This window comes from Streptococcus sp. 544, assembly GCF_013277385.1.
GTDB lineage: Bacteria > Bacillota > Bacilli > Lactobacillales > Streptococcaceae > Streptococcus > Streptococcus mitis_BA.
Genome location: NZ_VMMU01000008.1, coordinates 22,915 through 44,189, shown reverse-complemented (window position 1 = coordinate 44,189; position 21,275 = coordinate 22,915). Strand labels below are relative to the sequence as shown.

General features: G+C 38.1%; 19 protein-coding genes and 1 pseudogene. 6 read left to right on the top strand and 14 right to left on the bottom strand.

The window, feature by feature from the left end:
* Nucleotides 1-175: transposase (locus HT728_RS05475; protein WP_173234240.1), on the top strand; the 175-nt coding region annotated here is incomplete at its 5' end.
* Between the two features lie 178 nt (nucleotides 176-353).
* Here the strand turns inward: HT728_RS05475 and HT728_RS05470 are convergent.
* The 8 genes from HT728_RS05470 to HT728_RS05435 are packed head-to-tail and all read right to left on the bottom strand — an operon-like array spanning nucleotide 354 to nucleotide 7,368.
* Nucleotides 354-1,355, bottom strand: coding sequence for a LacI family DNA-binding transcriptional regulator (locus HT728_RS05470; protein ID WP_000412459.1), 1,002 nt, complete (start codon nucleotides 1,353-1,355; stop codon nucleotides 354-356).
* 59 nt (nucleotides 1,356-1,414) lie between these two features.
* Complete coding sequence (locus tag HT728_RS05465; protein WP_173234238.1) at nucleotides 1,415-3,316, bottom strand: alginate lyase family protein; 1,902 nt, start codon at nucleotides 3,314-3,316, stop codon at nucleotides 1,415-1,417.
* A gap of 21 nt (nucleotides 3,317-3,337) precedes the next feature.
* Nucleotides 3,338-3,631 carry a preprotein translocase subunit YajC gene (yajC, locus tag HT728_RS05460; RefSeq protein WP_000381733.1) on the bottom strand — a complete coding sequence of 98 codons (294 nt, stop codon included), beginning with the start codon at nucleotides 3,629-3,631 and terminating at the stop codon, nucleotides 3,338-3,340.
* Complete coding sequence (locus HT728_RS05455; protein ID WP_000148015.1) at nucleotides 3,631-4,449, bottom strand: PTS system mannose/fructose/sorbose family transporter subunit IID; 819 nt, start codon at nucleotides 4,447-4,449, stop codon at nucleotides 3,631-3,633. Before HT728_RS05455 ends, yajC begins: the two co-directional genes overlap by 1 nt.
* Nucleotides 4,436-5,215, bottom strand: coding sequence for a PTS mannose/fructose/sorbose/N-acetylgalactosamine transporter subunit IIC (locus HT728_RS05450; RefSeq protein ID WP_000026611.1), 780 nt, complete (start codon nucleotides 5,213-5,215; stop codon nucleotides 4,436-4,438). The genes HT728_RS05455 and HT728_RS05450 overlap by 14 nt, the downstream gene beginning before the upstream one ends.
* 14 nt (nucleotides 5,216-5,229) lie before the next feature.
* On the bottom strand, nucleotides 5,230-5,721 hold the full coding sequence (locus HT728_RS05445) for a PTS system mannose/fructose/N-acetylgalactosamine-transporter subunit IIB (RefSeq protein WP_050091748.1): 492 nt from the start codon (nucleotides 5,719-5,721) through the stop codon (nucleotides 5,230-5,232).
* Between the two features lie 10 nt (nucleotides 5,722-5,731).
* Nucleotides 5,732-6,922, bottom strand: coding sequence for a glycoside hydrolase family 88 protein (locus HT728_RS05440; RefSeq protein ID WP_000592923.1), 1,191 nt, complete (start codon nucleotides 6,920-6,922; stop codon nucleotides 5,732-5,734).
* Between the two features lie 11 nt (nucleotides 6,923-6,933).
* On the bottom strand, nucleotides 6,934-7,368 hold the full coding sequence (locus HT728_RS05435) for a PTS sugar transporter subunit IIA (protein ID WP_000706826.1): 435 nt from the start codon (nucleotides 7,366-7,368) through the stop codon (nucleotides 6,934-6,936).
* A gap of 271 nt (nucleotides 7,369-7,639) precedes the next feature.
* Between HT728_RS05435 and HT728_RS05430 the strand changes: the two genes are divergently transcribed.
* From HT728_RS05430 to HT728_RS05415, 4 genes are read left to right on the top strand one after another with little or no spacing between them, the layout of a single operon-like run.
* Nucleotides 7,640-8,455 carry a gluconate 5-dehydrogenase gene (locus HT728_RS05430; RefSeq protein ID WP_099180546.1) on the top strand — a complete coding sequence of 272 codons (816 nt, stop codon included), beginning with the start codon at nucleotides 7,640-7,642 and terminating at the stop codon, nucleotides 8,453-8,455.
* An 18-nt stretch (nucleotides 8,456-8,473) separates the two neighbouring features.
* Nucleotides 8,474-9,115, top strand: a complete 642-nt coding sequence (locus HT728_RS05425) for an RpiB/LacA/LacB family sugar-phosphate isomerase (RefSeq protein WP_000684789.1) — start codon at nucleotides 8,474-8,476, stop codon at nucleotides 9,113-9,115.
* Nucleotides 9,116-9,145: 30 nt separating this feature from the next.
* A complete protein-coding gene (locus HT728_RS05420) occupies nucleotides 9,146-10,147 on the top strand; it encodes a sugar kinase (protein WP_099180545.1) in 1,002 nt (333 codons plus the stop codon).
* Nucleotides 10,148-10,156: 9 nt separating this feature from the next.
* Nucleotides 10,157-10,786 (top strand): bifunctional 4-hydroxy-2-oxoglutarate aldolase/2-dehydro-3-deoxy-phosphogluconate aldolase, encoded by a 630-nt coding sequence (locus HT728_RS05415; protein ID WP_049513598.1) that lies wholly within the window; start codon nucleotides 10,157-10,159, stop codon nucleotides 10,784-10,786.
* Between the two features lie 263 nt (nucleotides 10,787-11,049).
* Here the strand turns inward: HT728_RS05415 and HT728_RS05410 are convergent.
* Nucleotides 11,050-13,779 (bottom strand): annotated as a pseudogene (locus HT728_RS05410) (polysaccharide lyase 8 family protein).
* A 181-nt stretch (nucleotides 13,780-13,960) separates the two neighbouring features.
* On the opposite strand from HT728_RS05410, the gene HT728_RS05405 reads away from it, so the two are divergent.
* Nucleotides 13,961-14,437 carry a glutathione peroxidase gene (locus tag HT728_RS05405; protein WP_173234236.1) on the top strand — a complete coding sequence of 159 codons (477 nt, stop codon included), beginning with the start codon at nucleotides 13,961-13,963 and terminating at the stop codon, nucleotides 14,435-14,437.
* Between the two features lie 222 nt (nucleotides 14,438-14,659).
* Here HT728_RS05405 and HT728_RS05400 read toward each other — a convergent pair whose 3' ends face one another.
* From HT728_RS05400 to HT728_RS05380, 5 genes are all read right to left on the bottom strand, one after another.
* Entirely contained in the window at nucleotides 14,660-16,873 is a 2,214-nt protein-coding gene (locus tag HT728_RS05400; RefSeq protein ID WP_173234233.1) for a TIM-barrel domain-containing protein, read from the bottom strand.
* Nucleotides 16,870-17,514, bottom strand: a complete 645-nt coding sequence (locus tag HT728_RS05395) for a YesL family protein (protein WP_173234231.1) — start codon at nucleotides 17,512-17,514, stop codon at nucleotides 16,870-16,872. Before HT728_RS05395 ends, HT728_RS05400 begins: the two co-directional genes overlap by 4 nt.
* A 181-nt stretch (nucleotides 17,515-17,695) precedes the next feature.
* Nucleotides 17,696-19,261 (bottom strand): extracellular solute-binding protein, encoded by a 1,566-nt coding sequence (locus tag HT728_RS05390; protein ID WP_004256278.1) that lies wholly within the window; start codon nucleotides 19,259-19,261, stop codon nucleotides 17,696-17,698.
* A gap of 9 nt (nucleotides 19,262-19,270) precedes the next feature.
* Complete coding sequence (locus HT728_RS05385) at nucleotides 19,271-20,167, bottom strand: ABC transporter permease subunit (RefSeq protein WP_173234229.1); 897 nt, start codon at nucleotides 20,165-20,167, stop codon at nucleotides 19,271-19,273.
* 17 nt (nucleotides 20,168-20,184) lie between these two features.
* Nucleotides 20,185-21,102: an ABC transporter permease subunit gene (locus HT728_RS05380; RefSeq protein ID WP_000861540.1), complete on the bottom strand. Its 918-nt coding sequence runs from the start codon at nucleotides 21,100-21,102 to the stop codon at nucleotides 20,185-20,187.
* Nucleotides 21,103-21,275 lie beyond the last annotated feature (173 nt).

The window sequence follows — 21,275 nt, the reverse complement described above, 5'->3', positions numbered from 1 at the left end:
CAAGTACAAGTTTGGGAATAGGCATTTCTGGGCGGAAGGTTATTATGTAAGTACAGTAGGGCTTAATGAAGCCACAATTAAGAAATATATCCAAGAACAGGAAAAACATGATATAGCACTAGATAAATTGAGTGTAAAAGAATATGAGGATCCCTTTAGGGATAGTGGTAAGTAATACTAAAGCCTCTTTGAGAGGCAAGTGACGAGTCAAGAGCAATGAGGCTTGAACAAAGTGAAAGCCAGCGTCTTTAGGCGCTGGCTGGTAATTTGGGCTTATAGCCCTGGTTCAAACCACCCGTTTGACGGGTGGTTATGATTTCTTAACAGAGGTTGCCAGTTATTTCCCTTTCATCTTAGAAAGTCGACTCTTTCCAACTCACACTACAATCCAAGACTTGTTGCCTTTCTTCTTGATTGAGGCCTTCAATCTGGTCAATCAAAATCTTTGTAGCCTGTTGTCCTTCTTCAAAGGCGGGCTGAACCAACGTCGAAACACTTGGAGAAGAAAAGCAAGTCCACTCCGTATTGTCAAAACCAATCAACCCAACTTGTGGCAAGTTATAATTCAACTCTTTGATAACGGTAAAGACTGGAGGTAGTGCCCAACAGTTAGGAACAAATACCAGAGTTTTTTCATCGGGATTGATTTCTTTTTGTAAAAATTCCTTAATTTGTTCCAAATTCGTATGCTTATCTTCAATGGTTAGCCTAGCGTGGCGCATATTAGCATCTGTTAAAGCATCCACAAAACCACTTGCCCGCTCAATCCGAGTACTCAAACGACTCGTATCCGCTGTAATCAAGAGAAAATGCTCATAACCTTTTTCGATACAGGACTGGGTCATATCATAAACGGCATCATAGTTATTGGTTTTGACCCAGCTAGTCCGGTGTTCATAGAGCCGACTATCAAAAAAGACCATTTTCTTCTTTTTCTCATCGATGATACGAGAATATTTTCGGAAATTAGAGGTCGGCTGAATAATAAAGCCGTCTACTCCCAAGAGAAGCATGCTTTCAATATACCTGTCCTCACTCTCTTGGCTGTAGTTACTATTTCCTATCATTACCTGGTAGCCATTCTGGCTGGCGATATCCTCAATTCCCTTAACAATTTGGGTTGAGAAACTGTTGGTAATATCACCAATCAAAACACCAATTAATTTTGTTCGTTTGGAGTTTAAGCTACGCGCAACAATGCTCGGTTTGTAATTTGTTTCATGAATAACTTTTTTAATCTTTTCACGTGTCTCTTGGGACATTTTTTCATATTTCCCGTTTAGGTAAAATGACACGGTTGTTTTCGAGGTCTGAGCCATTTCTGCAATATCTTTTATGGTCAGTTTCTTCTCCAATCTAAAACACCTCCTACTAATACCCATTATAACATATTCACTATTCAAAACGTCTATTTCTAGCACTGCAAGCGAATCATTCTCTCATTTATTTTATCATATACTAGACATTTTCCACGCATTTTTGTTCCGTCAACGAGGCATAATTTTTCACCTACACAAATATCCTCGCTTAATAACAGAATCAGCTTGTCTGTTTCGTCATTTTTCACTTCAAAAGCCAGAGCATTTTCTACTTGATGACCATCTGTCTGGTAGACAGAATGACGGATGATTTCAAAACTCTCATGCGCAATGATTGTATAATCCAGCATCTGATTCTCAAAGAATTGGTGTTTGATGAGTTTGCTACTTTTTTCAAGCTCGTTGTATTTAGGAGAAATGATCGTAGCTTCCAAATCAAAATCAACTTCACTCCATAGTTTCAACTGATTGATTTTCCCATCTTGATAGGTCACATCCTTGTCAAGGATAAACTGAGTCAACGCCTCATGCTGACCTTGACACCTGATATCATCTACCAAGAGCCATACATCCTCTGCCAACATGAGGATTTTTCTCCTGTGAAGATAAGGCAAATCAGGTTCTGCTGACAAATACGCCCCCTCAATATAATGCACTCCCTCTCTTTCTTTGTGGTGACAAAACAGGGAGTGAGGATAGTATTCATATTCCCAGGATCCCACGATCCTTTCTGGAGCTTTCCCATCTACTATACAGGTCGAATGACTCCAAGCACTCTTTAAGAGATAACGTTCATCTACCTCCCGATAAGAATAACGCCCAGTATCTATGAAAATCGGTTGGCCTTGATACTGTAAGCAAAAACTATTCTCGTCACTATGGCTATGGGCACTTCCCAGCGGACCGTTTTTAAAAAATAGATAACGATGTTCATCCTTAATGCAAACATGCCCAGAATCTTCAAAGCTCCTGAACTTAGGCTGCCAAGCTCTCTTTTCAAATTCCTGCAGTCGCTTGACCTTTTCTCGCCCCAGGAACAGGAGGCTAAGTAAATCGACTTTAACATCCAGACCGTTAAGAAGGTCTTCCTTGTTCAAAACCATAGCAGACAGGCTCAAAATCTCTGTCGTTTCTGTAGAATCGCTATCACCAAAAGCCAAGGTCCGTCCATCTAGACCTGTCATCATTTGAATGTAAGTCGCCATCTTTTCCAGCAGCTCTTGAAGGCTATCTTGCAAGTCCGGAAGCAAGAGACACAAGTCCAGCAAGGCTTTATAAACCTCTACATGATAGAGAATCGACTGTTCAAACTGACTTCCATCCTCTAAAATCTGCGTCTCGATCTGCTGTTTCAACTCCTTTGAAGCAAAATGGTAAGCTTCTTCTAGGTCCATCTTATCTGAAAAGAAATGATAGGTTGCAAGTATCGGAATCGTTTGTAAAATCCCCCAGTTACTAAGGGTGTACTTGGCGCGATAATGGCTTTTCATAAAGTCAATCTGCTTTTCTAGACTGACCAAAATTTTCTCTAGTTCTTCCTCCTCTAGCAAGTCAAATTTCAAGAGGAGCAAGAGTAGTTTCAACCAAGTAAAGGAACGAATACCCGTATCCAAGGTTCTAGTCATCAAAGATTGAGGACGAAATTCTCTCACCTGCTCAATCCAGTCAAATAGAAAGAACTTGCACTTTTGGATATAGCCCTTATCTCCTTCTACCAGGTACCCTATCATAAACTGCAAGAGATATTCTTGTCGATTGAGCATATAAGCCCATTCTGGATCATCTTCAAATACTTGATTCCACACCATCGGCTGGATTTGATGGATTTTTGAACAAGGTTCCATATCCCAAGGACTATCAAACATAAAACGATTGTCCATCAAGCGTTCAAGGGAACGCTTGACTTTCTCATAGTCTTTTGAACAGTGGGACAAGATATAATCACGATATTGATCCCCATCAATTCTTTCAAAAAATTGTCTTCTTTCTTCTTTCATTATCTATTACCAGAAAAAGAACTACTTAAAAAGCAGTTCTTTTGTCTTTCCCATTACACTTTCCTTTTCTACATAGATGACCACACCTTTTGCAATCTGCAAGGAGACCAAGTCATCTTTGATAGAAATGATTTTTCCATGAATTCCAGACAATAACAACACTTCATCACCAGATGTTAAAGAAGCTAAATACTCTTTTCGTTGCTCCATCTGTTTGCGAAGCAACTTTTGCTGACGAATAGAATGAAAGCTTGACAGTAAAAGGGGGCTCACTGCCAAGACAATCACTATTCCATAAAACAATGTTGTATCCATTAAGCTAGAATCTTAAGCCAGCTTCCGATAATTCCGATGATAACTGTTAAAATAACGAGTTTATATGTTGTCCATTTCTTTTCTTTGATCAAGTAGTAAACTAAAAGTGTAAATAGGGCTGGTAGAAGAGCTGGAGCAACCTTATCAAGCATTCCCTGAATACTTACGATACTTTGTTTGGTATCTGCTTTAACTTCCCCTGCAGCAAAGGTGATTGGCACCATAATCTTCACAGATGTCGCTGCCAAACCAGCAATTACGGTTACACCAATAATATTGGCAATACGAGAAATCGTTGCCATCTGCTCACTTAATTTATCAATCACAGTCGTTCCTAGTTTGTATCCATACAGACCAGTTGACAATTTAATCGCTGTTAAAATCGTATTCATCGCAAGGAAGAACAAGATTGGACCGACAACCAAGCCTTCTTGAGCAAATGAAGCTGCAATCGTTGAGAACAATGGGGCTAAACAGAATTGTGAAAGAGAATCCCCAATACCTGCCAACGGTCCCATTAAGGCCATCTTGATACTACGTGTTTCTTTTGCCGGACGGCCATTTTCCAACATTACAAGATGCAAGCTGGTAATAAAAGGCAGGAAGTGTGGGTTGGTATTATAGAATTCACAGTTTTCTTCCAAGGCTTGGTAGAAACCTTCCTGATCCTCTCCATAGTGTTTTTTCAAAGCAGGATACATCACATTGGCATATCCCAACCCTTGATAGTTACTATAGTTAAATCCATTTTGACAAAAGAATGCCCGCAAAGACGTTTTAAGATAATCACGTTTTGTTAATTTGTTAGATCCAGTCATCGTGTGCTTCCTCCTCTACCACATGATTCGCTGTTTTTGGCTTGTTATAAAATTCAATCAAAGCAAAGATAGTACCTACAATTGCAATACCAATTGTTGGGATGTTTAGATAAGCCGCACAAACATATCCCAACAAGACAAACGGAATCAACTCTTTCTTAGCCATCACTGACAAGATCATTGCAAAACCGATAGCTGGGAGCATTTTACCAGCAACTGTCAAACCTGTAAGCAATACTGGTGGAATGTAGTCTACGAGTTTCAACAAGGTATCCATTGAAAGGGCACCCAAGCAACCCAAGGTAAATCCAATAAAGGCAAACAACCAAATTGTTGCATTTAGAGTGAACTTGAATTTCTTCAAATTATGGTTTTTCAAGTGCTTCATCGCCGTTTCAGGCGCACCAGCACGTACAGTGTAGGCGAAAGTTTGTAAGAATTGAATCGCCACAGCAATCGGAGTAGAGAGGGCAAGAGCCGCTTCTGGACTGACTTTACCAGCACTAGTGATAGCCATCAAGGTACCAAAGATACCAGGTCCGATTGGGTTTGGTGGAACAGTACCTCCAGCACCGACACCGAATCCCATATAAGCCAATTCACCAATAGCTCCCATTGCAAGAGCAGTAGGCAAATCACCTAGAATAATTCCGACACCAAATGACAGAACAATGCATCTATTGGTGTAAATTCCTAACAGCATTCCACTAAAACAGAAAGCTGTCCATAATCCAATTAAAATCGCTTGAAATACATTAATCGACATAACGATCTCCTCTTTTAAATATAGTCCATAATGTTGACTTCAACAGCTCCATCATTTCCTGTTGGAGTTGTTTTCGTATTAAATGTTACTTGATGAGTTTGGCTTAATTCCTTGAGGGCTGCCTTGTCCTCTTCACCCAGGAAGATGGAACGTGTCACTTGCTCTTTACCAGGGGCATTGTGAATGTTCCCAATATTGATTTCTTTGATAGGGACACCACCTTCTACCAAGGTTAAAGCGTCCTTTACATCCTTTACAACGATAAAGATCGTTTGAGCAGGATTAGCCTTGTGAATGATATCAATCACCTTTTGCAAAGGGAAGAAACGCATGGCAACTGAGTCTGGCACAACTGTTTTCATCAGAGTTTGTTGCATCTTGTCCGTGCTTACTTCATCATTGGCAACAATGACCGTATTACAACCTAGGTATTTTACCCAAAGTTGTCCTTGCCCATGAATCAACCGTTCATCGATACGGGTCATAATAATATTTGGCATTGTCATATTTCTCCTCCTACCAATATAGGTTCCAATCCTTGTAGAAACGGATAAGGGCTTCTAGGTAATAGTAGTCACCCCAGATATTGCCTTCGTCCACTCCTTTACCTGAATGCCATGAGTACACACCGTGGAGGAGACTTGTCCCACCAGGGGTAAATTGATCATTTGCATAATGTTCGATCAAAGAACGAAGCATGGCATGCATAGCATGTTTATAAATATCTTTGTCAGCATCCACCTCTGGGAGATGTTTTAGCATTTCATGAATCCCACAGACAGCGATAGCTGTTGCTGAAGAATCTCGTGATTGATCACTACCATCATTAAAAATCAAATCCCAATAAGAAACATGATCTTTTGGCAGACGATTCAAGAAATAATTGGTTACACCCTTAAACAAGTCAAAGCAGGACTCGTCTTTCAGGTGACGATAAGTCAAAGGAATACCATAGACTCCCCATGATTGACCACGTGCCCAGCATGAATCATCACTATACCCTTGTCTCGTTACACCTTTAAGGGGTTGACCTGTCTCAGGATCAAAGTAGAAGGTGTGGAAGGACGAAGCGTCATCACGGATTACATTATTAGCTGAAACATAGAAATGGCTTTCTGCAATATCGTAGTATTTTTGATCGCCTGTTTCTTGATAAGCAAAGAATAAGAGTTGGATGTTGAGCAAGCAGTCGATAATCAAACGGTAATGCTCTTTCTTGCCCAAGTCTCCCCAAGCTTGAATAAAACCACCTTTTTCTTGATAGCGTTCAATCAACTTATCTGCAGCTTTCAAGGCTGCCTCTCTGGCCTCTCCATCTCCATTTATCTTATATTCAGCCATACAAGACGGTGTGTACAAGAAGCCGAGATCATGGTGATCCAATTCTACTCTCTTATTGACACGATCCAGGAAAGAAAGAACATTTTTATGAGCGATGTTTTTAAATTCATCCTGTTGACTGTATTCATAAGCCAACCACAGTTCTCCTGTCCAGAAACCATTGGTCCATTCCGTATTATCCATGATTGGATAGACATTATCAAAGGTAGCTGGCGTCGGGAAATCTTCCTTGAAATAGTCAAGGTTGAGTTCTAACTGCCGAATAACCTTATCGATTGCCTGGCCGACTTCTTCTTTCGTCAGAAGTGGTACTTCTAAGAAGCGCTCAGGCGATTTTATTTCTTCAATCGTAACCTTTTTTATCATTATTTTACCCTTTAAATACCCGATTCGAAATCTTCTTCCTCTTCCTCTGCATCCGTTGAAAACAATTCTTTACCATTTACGACTCCGCCCTGAGCCGCCACTACTGATTTATTAACAACCTCATCAAAGCTATGAGCCATTCTAGCAAAGACTGCTTCCATTAACATAGCTAAGTTCAAACCCGAGAGAACATTCATTGTTTTGGCTGGATTTTCTCCCATTATGGTAGAAGAAACCTTGAATGGCGATCCTCCCAAGAGATCACTTAGGATTAAAACTTCTTCTTCATTTGAAATTGCAAGTAAGATTTTTTGCTTGAGTTCATCTGCTGACATTCCTTCCACAAAGTCAATCGCCTCCACATTTTCTTGATTGCCTGCAATCAATTGTAAAGAACTATAAATCCCTGTGGCAAAATGTCCATGCCCTACAAGTACAATTTTCATCTTTTCTCCTTTCTTTTTTGAGTTTACCGGTTTACTCTATATTTTACATTGTAGACCTTTATTTTTATCTTGTCAATAGTTTTTTCAAAAAAATATTAGCGCTTTCATTGCTTATTTAACCATTACAATAGACAGAAACTTCAAAATCTTCCGTTTTTTTAGGAAAACAAAGATTTTCAGAAATAAAAATATTTAATTATTGACAAAACCGGTTTACTAGAATATAATTTGGTTATAGAGAAGTCTTAACAAATTTGAAAGGAAGTATCAAATGACAAATACATCATTCTCAATTGAGCAGTTTTCTTTAAAAGGAAAAATTGCTCTCATCACCGGCGCTTCTTATGGAATTGGATTTGCTATTGCCAAATCCTACGCTGAGGTCGGCGCTACTATTGTCTTTAATGATATCAATCAAGACCTGGTCAATAAAGGGATTGAAGCTTATCGTGAAGTTGGCATCGAAGCCCATGGGTATGTCTGTGACGTGACAGACGAGGACGGTATCCAAGCCATGGTCAAGCAAATCGAACAAGAGGTTGGTGTCATTGACATCCTCGTTAATAACGCTGGTATTATCCGCCGCGTTCCAATGTGCGAAATGAGCGCCGCTGATTTCCGTAAGGTCATCGATATTGACTTAAACGCACCATTTATCGTTTCAAAAGCAGTCATTCCTTCTATGATAAAGAAAGGGCATGGAAAGATTATCAATATTTGCTCGATGATGAGCGAACTGGGACGTGAAACGGTTAGCGCTTATGCTGCCGCTAAAGGCGGCTTGAAAATGTTGACCCGCAACATTGCGTCTGAATACGGTGGAGCCAATATCCAATGTAACGGAATCGGGCCGGGTTATATTGCCACTCCTCAAACAGCACCTCTTCGTGAGTTGCAAGAAGATGGTTCTCGCCACCCATTTGACCAGTTCATCATTGCAAAAACACCTGCTGCACGTTGGGGAAATCCTGAAGATTTAATGGGCCCTGCTGTCTTTCTCGCTAGTGAAGCCAGCGACTTTGTCAATGGCCACATCCTATATGTAGATGGCGGTATCTTAGCCTACATCGGAAAACAACCTGAGTAAAAATAGAAAGAGGATCTTATGAAAATCGCATTAATCAATGAAAATAGTCAAGCTAGTAAGAATCACATTATTTATGATAGTCTAAAAGAAGCGACAAATAAAAAAGGCTACCAATTATTTAACTATGGTATGCGTGGAGAAGAAGGTGAAAACCCATTAACATACGTACAAAACGGCCTAATGGCTGCCATCCTTTTAAATACAAAAGCAGTCGACTTTGTTGTTACCGGCTGTGGTACGGGTGTAGGAGCTATGCTTGCTTTAAACAGCTTCCCTGGTGTTGTCTGTGGTCTAGCAGTGGACCCAACTGATGCTTACCTTTATTCTCAAATCAATGGTGGTAACGCCTTGTCTATCCCTTATGCCAAAGGATTTGGCTGGGGGGCAGAACTGACCCTCAAATTGATGTTTGAACGCTTATTTGCTGAAGAAATGGGCGGTGGCTACCCAAGAGAACGTGTAATCCCTGAACAACGCAACGCTCGTATCTTAAACGAGGTAAAACAAATCACCTACAATGATTTGATGACCATCCTTAAAACAATCGACCAAGACTTCCTCAAAGACACCATCTCTGGCAAATACTTCCAAGAATACTTCTTTGAAAACTGCCAAGATGATGAAGTCGCTGCTTATTTGAAAGAAGTATTAGCCAAGTAAAGCTATTCTAAACCAGAAAGGAACTAATGGATGACGAAAATATTACTGTTTGGCGAACCATTAATTCGAATCTCACCATTAGATGCCACCAGTATCGGCGATCATGTTGCCAGTTCGACTTATTTTGGCGGATCAGAAATTAACATCGCTTGTAATTTGCAAGCCCTGGGTATCTCAACGAAAGTCTTTACCGCACTCCCTGCCAACGAGATTGGAGATCGTTTTCTCACATTCTTGAAACAGCACCAAATCGATACCAGTTCAATCTGTCGGCTTGGCGATCGAATCGGCCTCTACTTTTTGGAGAACGGCTTTGGTTGTCGTCAAAGTGAAGTTTTCTACGATCGTAAGCATACGAGTATCAGCCAGATTCGGCCAAACATGCTAGATATGGGTTCTCTCTTTCAGGGGATTAGCCATTTTCATTTTAGTGGAATCACTGTAGCTATCGGTCAAGAGGTTCGTACCCTCCTTCTCCTACTCTTGGAAGAAGCCAAGCTCCGAGGGATTATCGTTTCAATGGACCTCAATCTGAGGACAAAGATGATTTCAATCCTAGAAGCCAAGTATGAATTTTCTAAGTTTGCACGTTTCGCTGACTATTGCTTTGGTATTGATCCTCTCATGATTGATGACCAAAATCTAGAGATGTTCCCAAGAGACAGAGCCAGCCTAAAAGAGGTGGAAAATCGCATGCGACAATTAAAAGAAGCCTATGGTTTCAAGGCCATTTTCCATACCCTCCGCTCTAGTGATGAACAAGACAAAAATGTCTATCAGGCCTATGCTCTGGGAGAACGATTTGAAGAGTCTGTCCAACTAAAAACTGCAGTCTATCAACGAGTTGGTAGCGGGGATGCCTTTATATCTGGTGCCCTTTATCAACTACTCCATCATTCCTCCTTAAAAACTACCATTGACTTTGCAGTTGCGAGCGCAACTCTCAAATGTACTCTTCCAGGAGACCATCTCTCCACTTCCGAAACTAGTATTGAAAAATTACTGGCAAATGCACAAGATATCATTCGTTAGGAGAATTACATGACCAAATCAGATACGATTATTGAACTAAAAAAACAAAAAATTGTCGCTGTTATTCGAGGAAATACAAAGGAAGAAGGACTGCAAGCCTCGATTGCTTGTATCAAGGGAGGTATCAAAGCTATTGAAATCGCCTATACCAATCAGTATGCAGGGCAAATCATCAAGGAACTTGTAGACTTGTATCAGGACGATCAAAGTGTTTGTATCGGTGCAGGTACTGTGATTGATGCCGTAACTGCTAGAGATGCTATTCTAGCCGGAGCAAATTACGTTGTTTCTCCATCTTTCCATGCTGAAACTGCAAAAATGTGCAATCTCTATAGCACTCCGTACATTCCAGGCTGTATTACTCTCACAGAGATAACGACTGCACTTGAAGCCGGTAGTGAAATCATTAAACTCTTCCCAGGTAGTGCTCTCAGTCCAGCATATATCTCTGCAGTCAAGGCACCGATCCCACAAGTTTCCGTAATGGTAACCGGAGGAGTCGGCCTAAACAACATTCCTCAATGGTTCGCTGCTGGTGCAGACGCCGTTGGAATTGGTGGCGAACTCAATAAACTCGCTTCCCAAGGCGACTTTGACCGCATTAGCGAGATTGCCCAACAGTATGTTACACTCAGATAAAATGAAGTGAAAATAGTTTGGGACAAAAGTCTAACCTTAAATATAAAAAGCGAACAAAACGAGTTATCTGACACTCAGAATTCTGTATTGTTCGCTTTTTTGTCTAATCTATCGATTTTTAAAATTTATAATAAAGAATTTCTAAAATCAAAATCTTTTTGTTCCAAACTCTTTTTAAAAGAAAAATCCGAAGATGTTTGACTTTCTTCGGATTTTTTCTATTTTCCACAGTTTCATGTGATTCATCTTAGATGATGAACAAATCAGTTATTCTTTCCTCTACGGAATAGATAAGTCGCCCCAAGTAGCAAGAGCCCTAGACTTGCCAAGATTGACTGACCTTCTCCTGTCTGAGGGAGATTCTTTTGATCCGAATGGTTCTTTTCTTCTTCAGATTTTTCCTTTTCTTTTGAATCCTGAGTTTGTGGTTGAGCTGCTTGTTCTAACTTTTTAAAGACTTCCTGATCTGGAGCTGATTCCTGGGTTTCAGGATTGTAGTAGGCAACCTTATAGTCATCCCCTTCTTTTCGAATCGTATAGACCCCACGTTTCAAGACTTGGAATTGGTTGGAAATAGTAGAGACAGAATCATCATATTTCACAATGCCCCAAACTCCTTGTTTGGCATCATAAACAGACTGAAGGATCTCATTGTTATCGATGAGACTACTTTCTAACTCTTTTACCATTTGATTGAAGGTGGCACGATCCACGTTAGGGATGAGCATATAGCCATAAGAATCCCCATTTTACTTATGAGCCTGACTAATCGTAAGAAATTCATTTTCAACTTCCTTGTCTGACTGTCCTTCATTGATATCCTTCCAAGATCCCTTTTGGACAGCCTTACTCATACTGATTGAACTCTTCTTAAAGAAAAAGTAACCAATATTCTTTTTCGAATCGGACGATTCTAAGAAGACACTTTGGGTTTCAGGATAATCCTTTTCTTGTTCCGTGAGGGAGGCTTCTTTATCATTGACATAGACTTTATATGGATCACTTGATTCCAGTTTTCTCTGGTCAATTGTAGTTGCAGCAGTATCTGTTGAAGTGTTTTGGATATTGCTTCCTAAAAAGGCGATCTTATCCTTCAGCATAAACCAGCTCTTATGAGCAGTCAGTGTTTGATTCCAGTTAGTGAGATCCATGGTTGCTGTCGCATTGGCCTCATCTAGTTTGCTCGTTCCAACGAAAGCAGACGGTAGAACTTTACCTGTATCACTATCCGATCTCTTAGCATCTGTTCCTGTCGCACCAGGCATCTTATATGGATTAACTGTTGGCCAGTAGCCATCGCTATAGTGACTCAAATCGCCATTGTAAAGATAGAACATCCCATCACTCGTATACCAACCACGTTTGTTTTCCTTGTTCATGTGTTCGTAATTCAAGATACGACTGGAAAAGAGTGACAAGCCAAATCCAAACCCTTTCTCCGCATTGTACATAGCTGTTTTATCCATCTTATTAAAGGCAGATAGGTAACTGGTTCTTGGAACACTTGCGACTCCAGCATCGCTTAACAAAGATTGCATCAAACTGATATCCTTATAAGTCTTCAAATTCTTAAAGACATCATAATAACTATCCGATTGGACAATGGTCTTCACAAAACTCTGCAAACGTTGTTGGGTTTCTCCTTCAGACATATCCGCTATCCGGTGAATCCCTCTTAGCACTTCTACTACAGCCACGTGCCCCTCGCAATTTGCACGACTGATCGAGCGTCCACGACTCATATCCATCAACTCTCCATTCACCAGCAAAGGGGCAAACGATTTATCAATCCAGTGGTACATCGTTTGCATTTTATCTTTATTGATTGGGCTCTTGGTCTTTTGAATGACTGGCAACAGTTGAGACAGGCCATCAATCAAGACATCCCCATAAGCATCCGTATAGGCAACATTGGTGTGGTCAATATAGAATCCATCTTGATAAAAACCTTCACCTTGGTCTACCAACTTGAACACTTGCTCAATCGAACGAATGGTAGAAGAAATTTCTTGGTCATCCTTACGCAGTAAACCAGCTATTACTTTTACCCTTCCCATATCCACTAAGTTTCCACCTAGGGCCTTAAATGGGTTATCAATCGTCTTTCGGAAATGTTCGGGATCTGGCGCAAATTTTTCAATCACATCTGTATATTTTTTAATGTCCTCATCAGAGAAGTATTCTTTCATCAGAGACAAGGTATTGTTGATGGCACGAGGTGTACCGATTTCATAACCCCACCAATTTCCAACAATGCTTTTTTCACTACTGTAGACATGTTTATGCATCCATTCCATGGAATCCCTAACTGTTCGAATAACGGTTTCATCCTGATAATAACGAGAAGAAGGATTGGTCACTTGCTTGGCCATCTCCTCCAATTTCCGATAAGTAGCAGTTAGATTCGCAGACGTTTTATAATTTGAAAATTTTTCCCACAAATAGGTGCGGCTCGCCTGACTTGAAATACTGGATAGGCTATCAGCCACCTTTCCTTCCAGTTCCTGGTTTAATTTGGCCATCCGTTCATTTTTAGAATCATAGTATTGATTCCCAGCGATGATACCATTCCAGTCATCCAAACGGGCTGTGTATGCATCCTTAACAGAGGCTAAAATCTTCAAAGGAATCTTTTTCACCTCCTTGCCATCTTTACTGACAATGACATTGGTTGTCCCTTCCTTAAGAGGTTCTAAAATTCCATTTTTGACTGAAGCAAAATCAGGATTTTCTACCTTTCTTCTGGTCTACCCAAGCTGACCACCCCTTAGCTTTGCTTCCTGTCCACGGACTGCTTCCGTCCTCCGTCTGACCAAAATCACCATTTTCAACTAAATTTTTTGTATCCCTTTGCTGATACTGAACTTCTGGCTTTTCTGAATGGTATTCGTAGTCGTTTCTTCCGCTCCAACTGTCAGATAATGGTATAATAAAAATCCTGATAAAACAAGTGAAGACAAACTCACAATGAGTTTCTTTGTTTTTGTTTGCATGTATACACTCCAATAAATCAATAGGAACTAAGTAAATCGGTTTAATTAAACTACACCATTTTTTAAGCTGTTTGTAAACGGTTTCTATTATATCAAGAACCTATTTTTCAACAACATCTTCCATCCGACTCGACGAAAAAAGTAAAAACTGTTACAATGTAGAAAAAGAAAAGAGGCCCTCATGACTTCACTTTATGATTTTTCCGTTTTAGACCAAAACAACCAATCAACTCCCTTGGAGAGCTATAGTGAGAAAGTTCTCTTGGTTGTCAACACTGCGACTGGATGCGGTTTAACGCCCCAGTACCAAGGTCTTCAAGAACTCTATGACCGCTATCAAGACCAAGGTTTTGAGATTTTAGACTTCCCTTGCAACCAGTTTATGGGACAAGCACCAGGCAGCGCAGAGGAAATCAACACCTTCTGTAACCTACATTACCAGACCACCTTCCCACGTTTTGCCAAGATCAAGGTCAACGGTAAGGATGCAGATCCCCTCTATGTTTGGTTGAAAGACCAGAAATCTGGCCCACTAGGTAAACGAATCGAATGGAATTTCGCTAAGTTTCTCATTGGTCGTGATGGGCAGGTCTTTGAACGCTTCTCTTCAAAAACAGACCCCAAACAAATTGAAGAGGCCATACGAACCCTACTATAATTTCACAATCTCACTATGATTAGTTCTCCTTTAGCCTAATGAATAGTGAGATTTTTTGATTGGCTTTGACTTAAATAGAAAAACACCCCATGATATGAAACATGAAGTGTTGTAAAGTCTATGTTGTAGGTGCTTATTTCACATTTTCAATGTGACCAATGATAACAAATACCATACCGAAGCTTCATATACACTAAACAAATGACTTTCTAATTATCTCAATTAGTTTTCGCTAGTAAATATCATTTCCAACAAACGCCCTCTCAATTCCTTATCCTGATGATGCAAGATATTCATTAACTCATGAGAATTTTTGGCATTGATGAATTGATTTAACAATCTATCTTTTAATTCATATGGAAGAGAAGCCGTCTTTAGTAATCTAAAAACTTCATCATTTAGAGATGTTGTTTTGTTATCTTTCCATTCAAATCTAGCTGTATCATTCTTATTTGGCAATTCAATTATAGACACATTCGTTCCTTTAAAATGAATTCTATGTTTTCTATTGCTTGGAACGATACTAGAATCTCCTTGTAATGTTAACTCTACCATTCCCATTTCCCAATCGATTGATAATCTTGTTTTATATCTTTGACCATTTTGATCTTCAATCATTTCAAAAGAATGTTGTTTGCCCGGGAATACATACCAATCTACAACTTCAGGTAAATCAACCCCCATATCTATCTCAGAACCAACCAAGGGAATGATTGCACCACTTTTTGCAAACACAGGCATCGTCGAAATGTCTCTATAAACACTTAACTTCACACCACCTGTATATTTTTTCTCTGAAAAGAAGTCATACCATTCACCTTCAGGGAACCATACATCTACTTTTGCAGATTGAAATGCCAAATCCATCTTGTCTACAATGGGAGCCACCATCAATTCTGTTCCAAAAAAGTATTGGTTTGGAACATTATAGCTCTCATCATTCTCTGGGTAGAAATAATACATTGGACTGACTAAAGGGGCGCCTTCCTCATGTGTCTTTACATTCATGGTGTATAGATATGGAATCATCTGATGTCTCAAACGAAGGTATTTCTTCATAATCTTAGATGTTGTTTCTGAAAAAAACCAAGGCTCTTTACTATTGAAAGGACTTCTAGAACTATGTAATCGAGTAATCGGACTAAAAACCCCAAACTGTAGCCATCTAGTTTGTAGCTCTTCGTCATAATCCCCCAGCATGTGCCCACCGATATCATGGCTCCACCAACTATAACCGATATTTGATGCTGTCGCTGTAAAATAAGGTTGAAATCTTAAGGAATTCCAACTAATAATAGTATCCCCTGAAAAACCAACAGGGTAGCGGTGACTACCAGGACCTGCATATCTTGATAAAATCAAGCCACCTTCTGAATGTTTACAACTATCCTGATAATGATAATGGTTTAAAAGCCATAGTGGATCCAACATGCCTTGCGTCCCTTGTTGCCAGTCAATCCACCAAAAATCTACTCCTTGCTTTTCTAGCTCATAATGAACATCTTTAAAGTAGGATTCTCTAAAAGAGGGATTAAAAAAATCAAAAATAGCAGGTTCCTCTAATTCTACATTTAACCCCAATCGTTTGGCAACTCGAGGATAAGCTTCTTCATAAGCCCGTATACCATCAGCAGGATGGACATTTAAGGAAAGTTTTAACTTCCTATCATGAAGTTGTTGCAACAACTGTTCTGGATTAGGTATTAAGTTTTTATTCCAACTATATCCTGTCCAGCCACTTCCAAAACGGGCTGGAATGTCAGTTATATGCCAATCCATATCTAACACACCGATAGATAATGGAATTTTCTCTGTTTTAAATCTGTCTATTAAATCCAAGTATTCATCCGACGTATAAGGCCAATATCTACTCCACCAATTGCCTAAAGCGTATCTTGGCAACAAGGGTGTTGAACCAGTCAAATGGTAAAAGTCTCTGATTGCTCCTCTATAATCATGCCCATAGGCAAAGAAATACAGGTCAATTTGATTTTCTCTCTCAATATAACCAGACTGTTCATCCCAAATAAATCCTTGAGAATCATCCAATAAGGCTATACCATTTCGGCTAATAATTCCATCTTCTAATGGGATGGCTCCATCTGCCTTATCCAGAGTCCGAGCTGTTCCTTTTAACGTTTCAATAGATTCACCAAAATACCAACGACTACCATATACGGCAAAATTTCCTTTTAATTCTATAAATAAATTTTCGGCGTTAAATTCTCCTTTATTAAAGTGCAGATGAAAATAGTCCGTCATAATATCTAGTACGTTTGATGTCTCGATATAATCTAACGAAACTTGACCAAAATCTCTATTATAGATAAGTTGTGTCGTTATATCCTCAAAACTTCCAGTTTGAGAGTATTCTAACCTTACTAACTTGTCTGTTAATACAGAGATTCGATAAAACTCTCCCTTAAAAATTTTCACTTTGTTTTCCTCCTTTTAGTAAATTTCTTTACCTTATCAAACATTTTATTTGTTATCGTTACATTCATCAATCCGCAAAAAGCAAATCCCCCAAATGTAAATACGTAAATAGCTGTTAAAACTCGTTCTGGACTACTAAAACTCATATACAGTACAGAAATATTAAATAAAACCAACATGATAGCTTGTATTGGATTTAAAATACAAATTAATACGCTATTTACAATACTATTTTTTAGATTATCTTTAAATAGACCAATATAGGGGAAAATAACACTCATCAAAAGTATTATAACAAATAAAAAGGGCAACACTAACAATAAACTATACTCTGAAAATAAACTTGAATAGCCCCAAAGACAATAGTTCACATATAAAAGTAATTCTATTAGGAGGATAAACAACCAAATAAAAGTTGATTGTTTAAAATTTTGTCTAAAGATCCGAAAATAATGATAAGCAATATCGGTATCTTTACCTTTTAAAATACGATACCACATTGTCGTAAGAGAAGTTAATGATGCCCCAATTGTAACTATTGGAATACAACTAACAATAAATAGAGTATTTAAAATAATTAAATCTGTCAAAAAAGTTAAAATTCTAACCACTTTTCCATCTAATGAAAATAATTTTTGCATAATATATTCTCCATAAAATCAATCGTCTTAACTCTATATTTTAGAATGTCAGTTGCACAAAAACATTTCCAAATTTCTTTAAAAATTAGAATAAAGGAAGCGAGATAATTTGATGTTATCAGTCTCGCTTCCTGTAATTAGCTAGTCCCTTGTTTATACAACCAAGAGTTCATATAAAGTATTACTCTTTGACTTCTTTTTGGTAACGATTATATGCTTCCTGTTGAATCTTCATAAATTCGTCCAATCCCATATTCTTAAGAGTTTCTTTGTATGAGTCCCATTCTTTTTCTATGCCGCCTTCAACTACCCATTTAGATGCTTGTTGTTTGACATAGGATTCAATACTAACATAGATTGATGATAATTTGTTAAGCTCTTCTTGTGAATAAATCACATTAGGGTAAGCTGGCAACGCAAATTGTTTCAAATCTTGGTCCATCTTCAATTTCAATCCATCACCTTGTGTTTGATCGATTTCTACGCGACTATTGATATCATCGCTTACGTATTTAGGACCAAAATCTCGAAGTGAATTAATCCATGCCCATTCATCAGCTGATTTACCATCTTTAGGAGGTAACACTTTAAACTTATCACCATTCTTTTCAGTAGCTATTCCAAATGATCCATAGAAATTCTGAATACTTGCTTCATCTGTATATAATTTATCCAACCATTTCAATAATTTAGCAGGGTTTTTGCTCTTATTTGTAATCAAAATCTCATTGCGACCATAGTTGTAATGATCTGGATCAGAAAAGACATATTGTTTTCCATCCATACCTTTTAAAGCAGGTAGAGCAATATACTCACTTGAATGTAAGCCAAACGTTGCATCTGCTGTCCAACCACTAGAAACACCTACTCTAGATACTCCCTTATCCATACGTTTCGCAACACTCATAGAGGTATCTTCTGTAAAGATTTCCGGATCAATCAAACCTTTTTTATAAGATTCGTGCATTGCTGCAATCCCTTGTTTATAACTTTCCTCTGTACGAAGGTAGACTGGTTTTCCATCTTTTACAGACATTTCATATGTATTATCTGCCCCTAAACGATTATTGAACGGAAGAATATATGAGAATGTTGGATCAAAGTTTCCTGCTCCGAATGGAATTTCATCAGAAGCGTCTCCATTTCCGTTCGCATCTTTATCCTTAAATTCTTGTAGTACTTTTACTAAATCATCATACGTTTCTGGAACCTTTAATCCTAAATTATCCAGCCACTTTTTATTAATAAATAGCTGATTAGCTACAGTAGGGCGCATCGGTAATTTTTTAGGTAGGCTGTAGATATGACCATCTGGTGAAGTAATCATCGCTTTAATCTTAGGCTCTTTTTCCATAGCCTTAGTTAAATTTGGCATGTTTTCTTTGATTAAATCTTCCAATGGAATAAATAAAGATTGGTTCTGAGCAATTTCTGAATCTGTAAAAGCATTTGAACCTAAAAACGCATCTGGTAAATCTCCACTAGCAACCAAAACAGATTTCTTATCTGCCCAATCTGCAGCTACAAGTGTGTCCCATTTAACATCGATACCGGATTCTTTGGCAGAATCTGTTAGAAAACCTTTATGATAATCTTCTCCCCAGTCAGACCAACGAACAGTTGTGATTTTATAAGAATCTTCTCCAGATTTATCGTCCTTATTCGCATTATTGGAATTTGCACAGGCTGTTAAGCCAGCAAGTGTAACTGTTCCTAAGAACAAATATGTAAATGATTTATTTTTCATGTTTTTCTCCTATTCTTTCAAGGCGCCAATCATTACACCTTGATTAAAATATTTTTGAACAAAGGGATATAGCAACATAATCGGAGCGGTTGAAATAACAATTGCTGCATATTTCATCATATCAGCTTTAATACGAAGATCTGATGCCACTTCTCCTGTTGCTTGCGATTGTAACATTTGATTACTAATTAGTAAACGTCGTAAAATTAATTGCAATGGTTGTAAATTTTCATTCGTTAAATAAATTAAAGCATTAAACCACGAATTCCAAATACCAACTGCAGTCCAAAGTCCAATAACTGCTATAATAGCTTTTGATAACGGAACAACTATTTTAATAAAATAACGAATTGTACCACAGCCATCAATTTGCGCAGCCTCCCACATCCCGTCTGGAATACTATTATTAAAGAAAGTTCTAGCAACAATAATATTGTATGATGAAACTGCAAAAGGTATTACCATTACCCAAAATGTATCAATCAAGCCTACATTCTTTACTGTTAAGTAGGTAGGAATCAAGCCACCTGATACAAACATAGGGATTATGTAGAGAATACTCATCCACCTTCTACCAACTAATTCTTTTCTAGATAAAGCATAACCAGCTGGAATATTGACTACTAAAGCAACTAAGGTACCAACAACAGTATATAAAATGGTATTTAAATAGCTACGCAAAAATAAAGGTTGTTGAATAAGACGTAAATATCCATCTAATTTCCATTCTCTTGGAATAAACCATACCTTCCCGTTTGCAACATCTGAAGGATTACTAAAAGATGCAATCACTACAAACCATAACGGATAAACAATTAACAGGATAAGGAAAATTGCTAAACCATAGGTAACTATATCAAATAATAATTCAGAGTTTGTTTTTCTTGATTTATGAAACCATTTCACTTTAAGCACTCCTTCCTTTAAAAAAGACCCGTTCTAGTATATCTTTTTGAGAACCAGTTAACAGATAACAAAATTATTAGATTGACTACGGTGTTAAATAACCCTATAGCTGTCGAATAACTATACTGAAAGTTCACCATACCAACTTTATAAACATAGGTCGAAATTATCTCACTTCCTGCTAAATTAAGTGGATTCTGTAGTAGTAACACTTTCTCAAACCCTACACTTAATAAACTACCTGCTCTTAATATTAGTAAAATCATAGCAGTCGGCAAAAGCAATGGTAATTCTATATGCCGAATTTTTTGTAACCTAGAGGCACCATCCATAGTTGCAGCCTCATAATATGTAGGATCAATTGCAGAAAGCGCCGCCAGATAAATAATACTATCCCAACCAATATGTTGCCATACATCACTCCAAACATAAACACCTGCAAAATGACTAGGTTTTGATAAAAAATCTGGAATAGTGATTCCAACAGACTTAAATACATTCGCTAACAAACCACTAGTAGGAGATAAAAATAAGATAATCATCCCACACATAACCATTGTAGAGATAAAATGGGGTAAGTAAGTTGTCACTTGAAATATTTTTCTAAATTTCCCAACTCTTAACTGATTACTAATGATAGCTAGTATAATAGGTAAGGGGAATCCTACTACAATACTATAAAGTGAAATTTTTAATGTATTGAACATAGTTGTCCCGAATTGGAATGATGAGAAAAATTGAGTAAAATACTTAAATCCTACCCACTGACTAGCAAAGATACCATTGGCTGGTGAATAGTCTTTAAATGCAATAATTAGTCCCAACATGGGAATATAGGAAAATAAAATTAATAGCAATATTGAAGGAAAAAGTAATATATATAACGGAATACTATGCTTTAATTTTATTTTATGAAGTTGAGATGCTACTTTCATTTTTTTCCTCCTATCTGATTTTCTACGATTATTTTACACCATATAGAATTCCCTTAATAGAACTTTTTGGACTAGGTTTATCAATTTTTCAGTTTTTTAATTTTAAAAACTATTACTTTTCCGACATCTTGATAAAACATATCTGTTTTGTTACATGATATCGTATTTTCAAA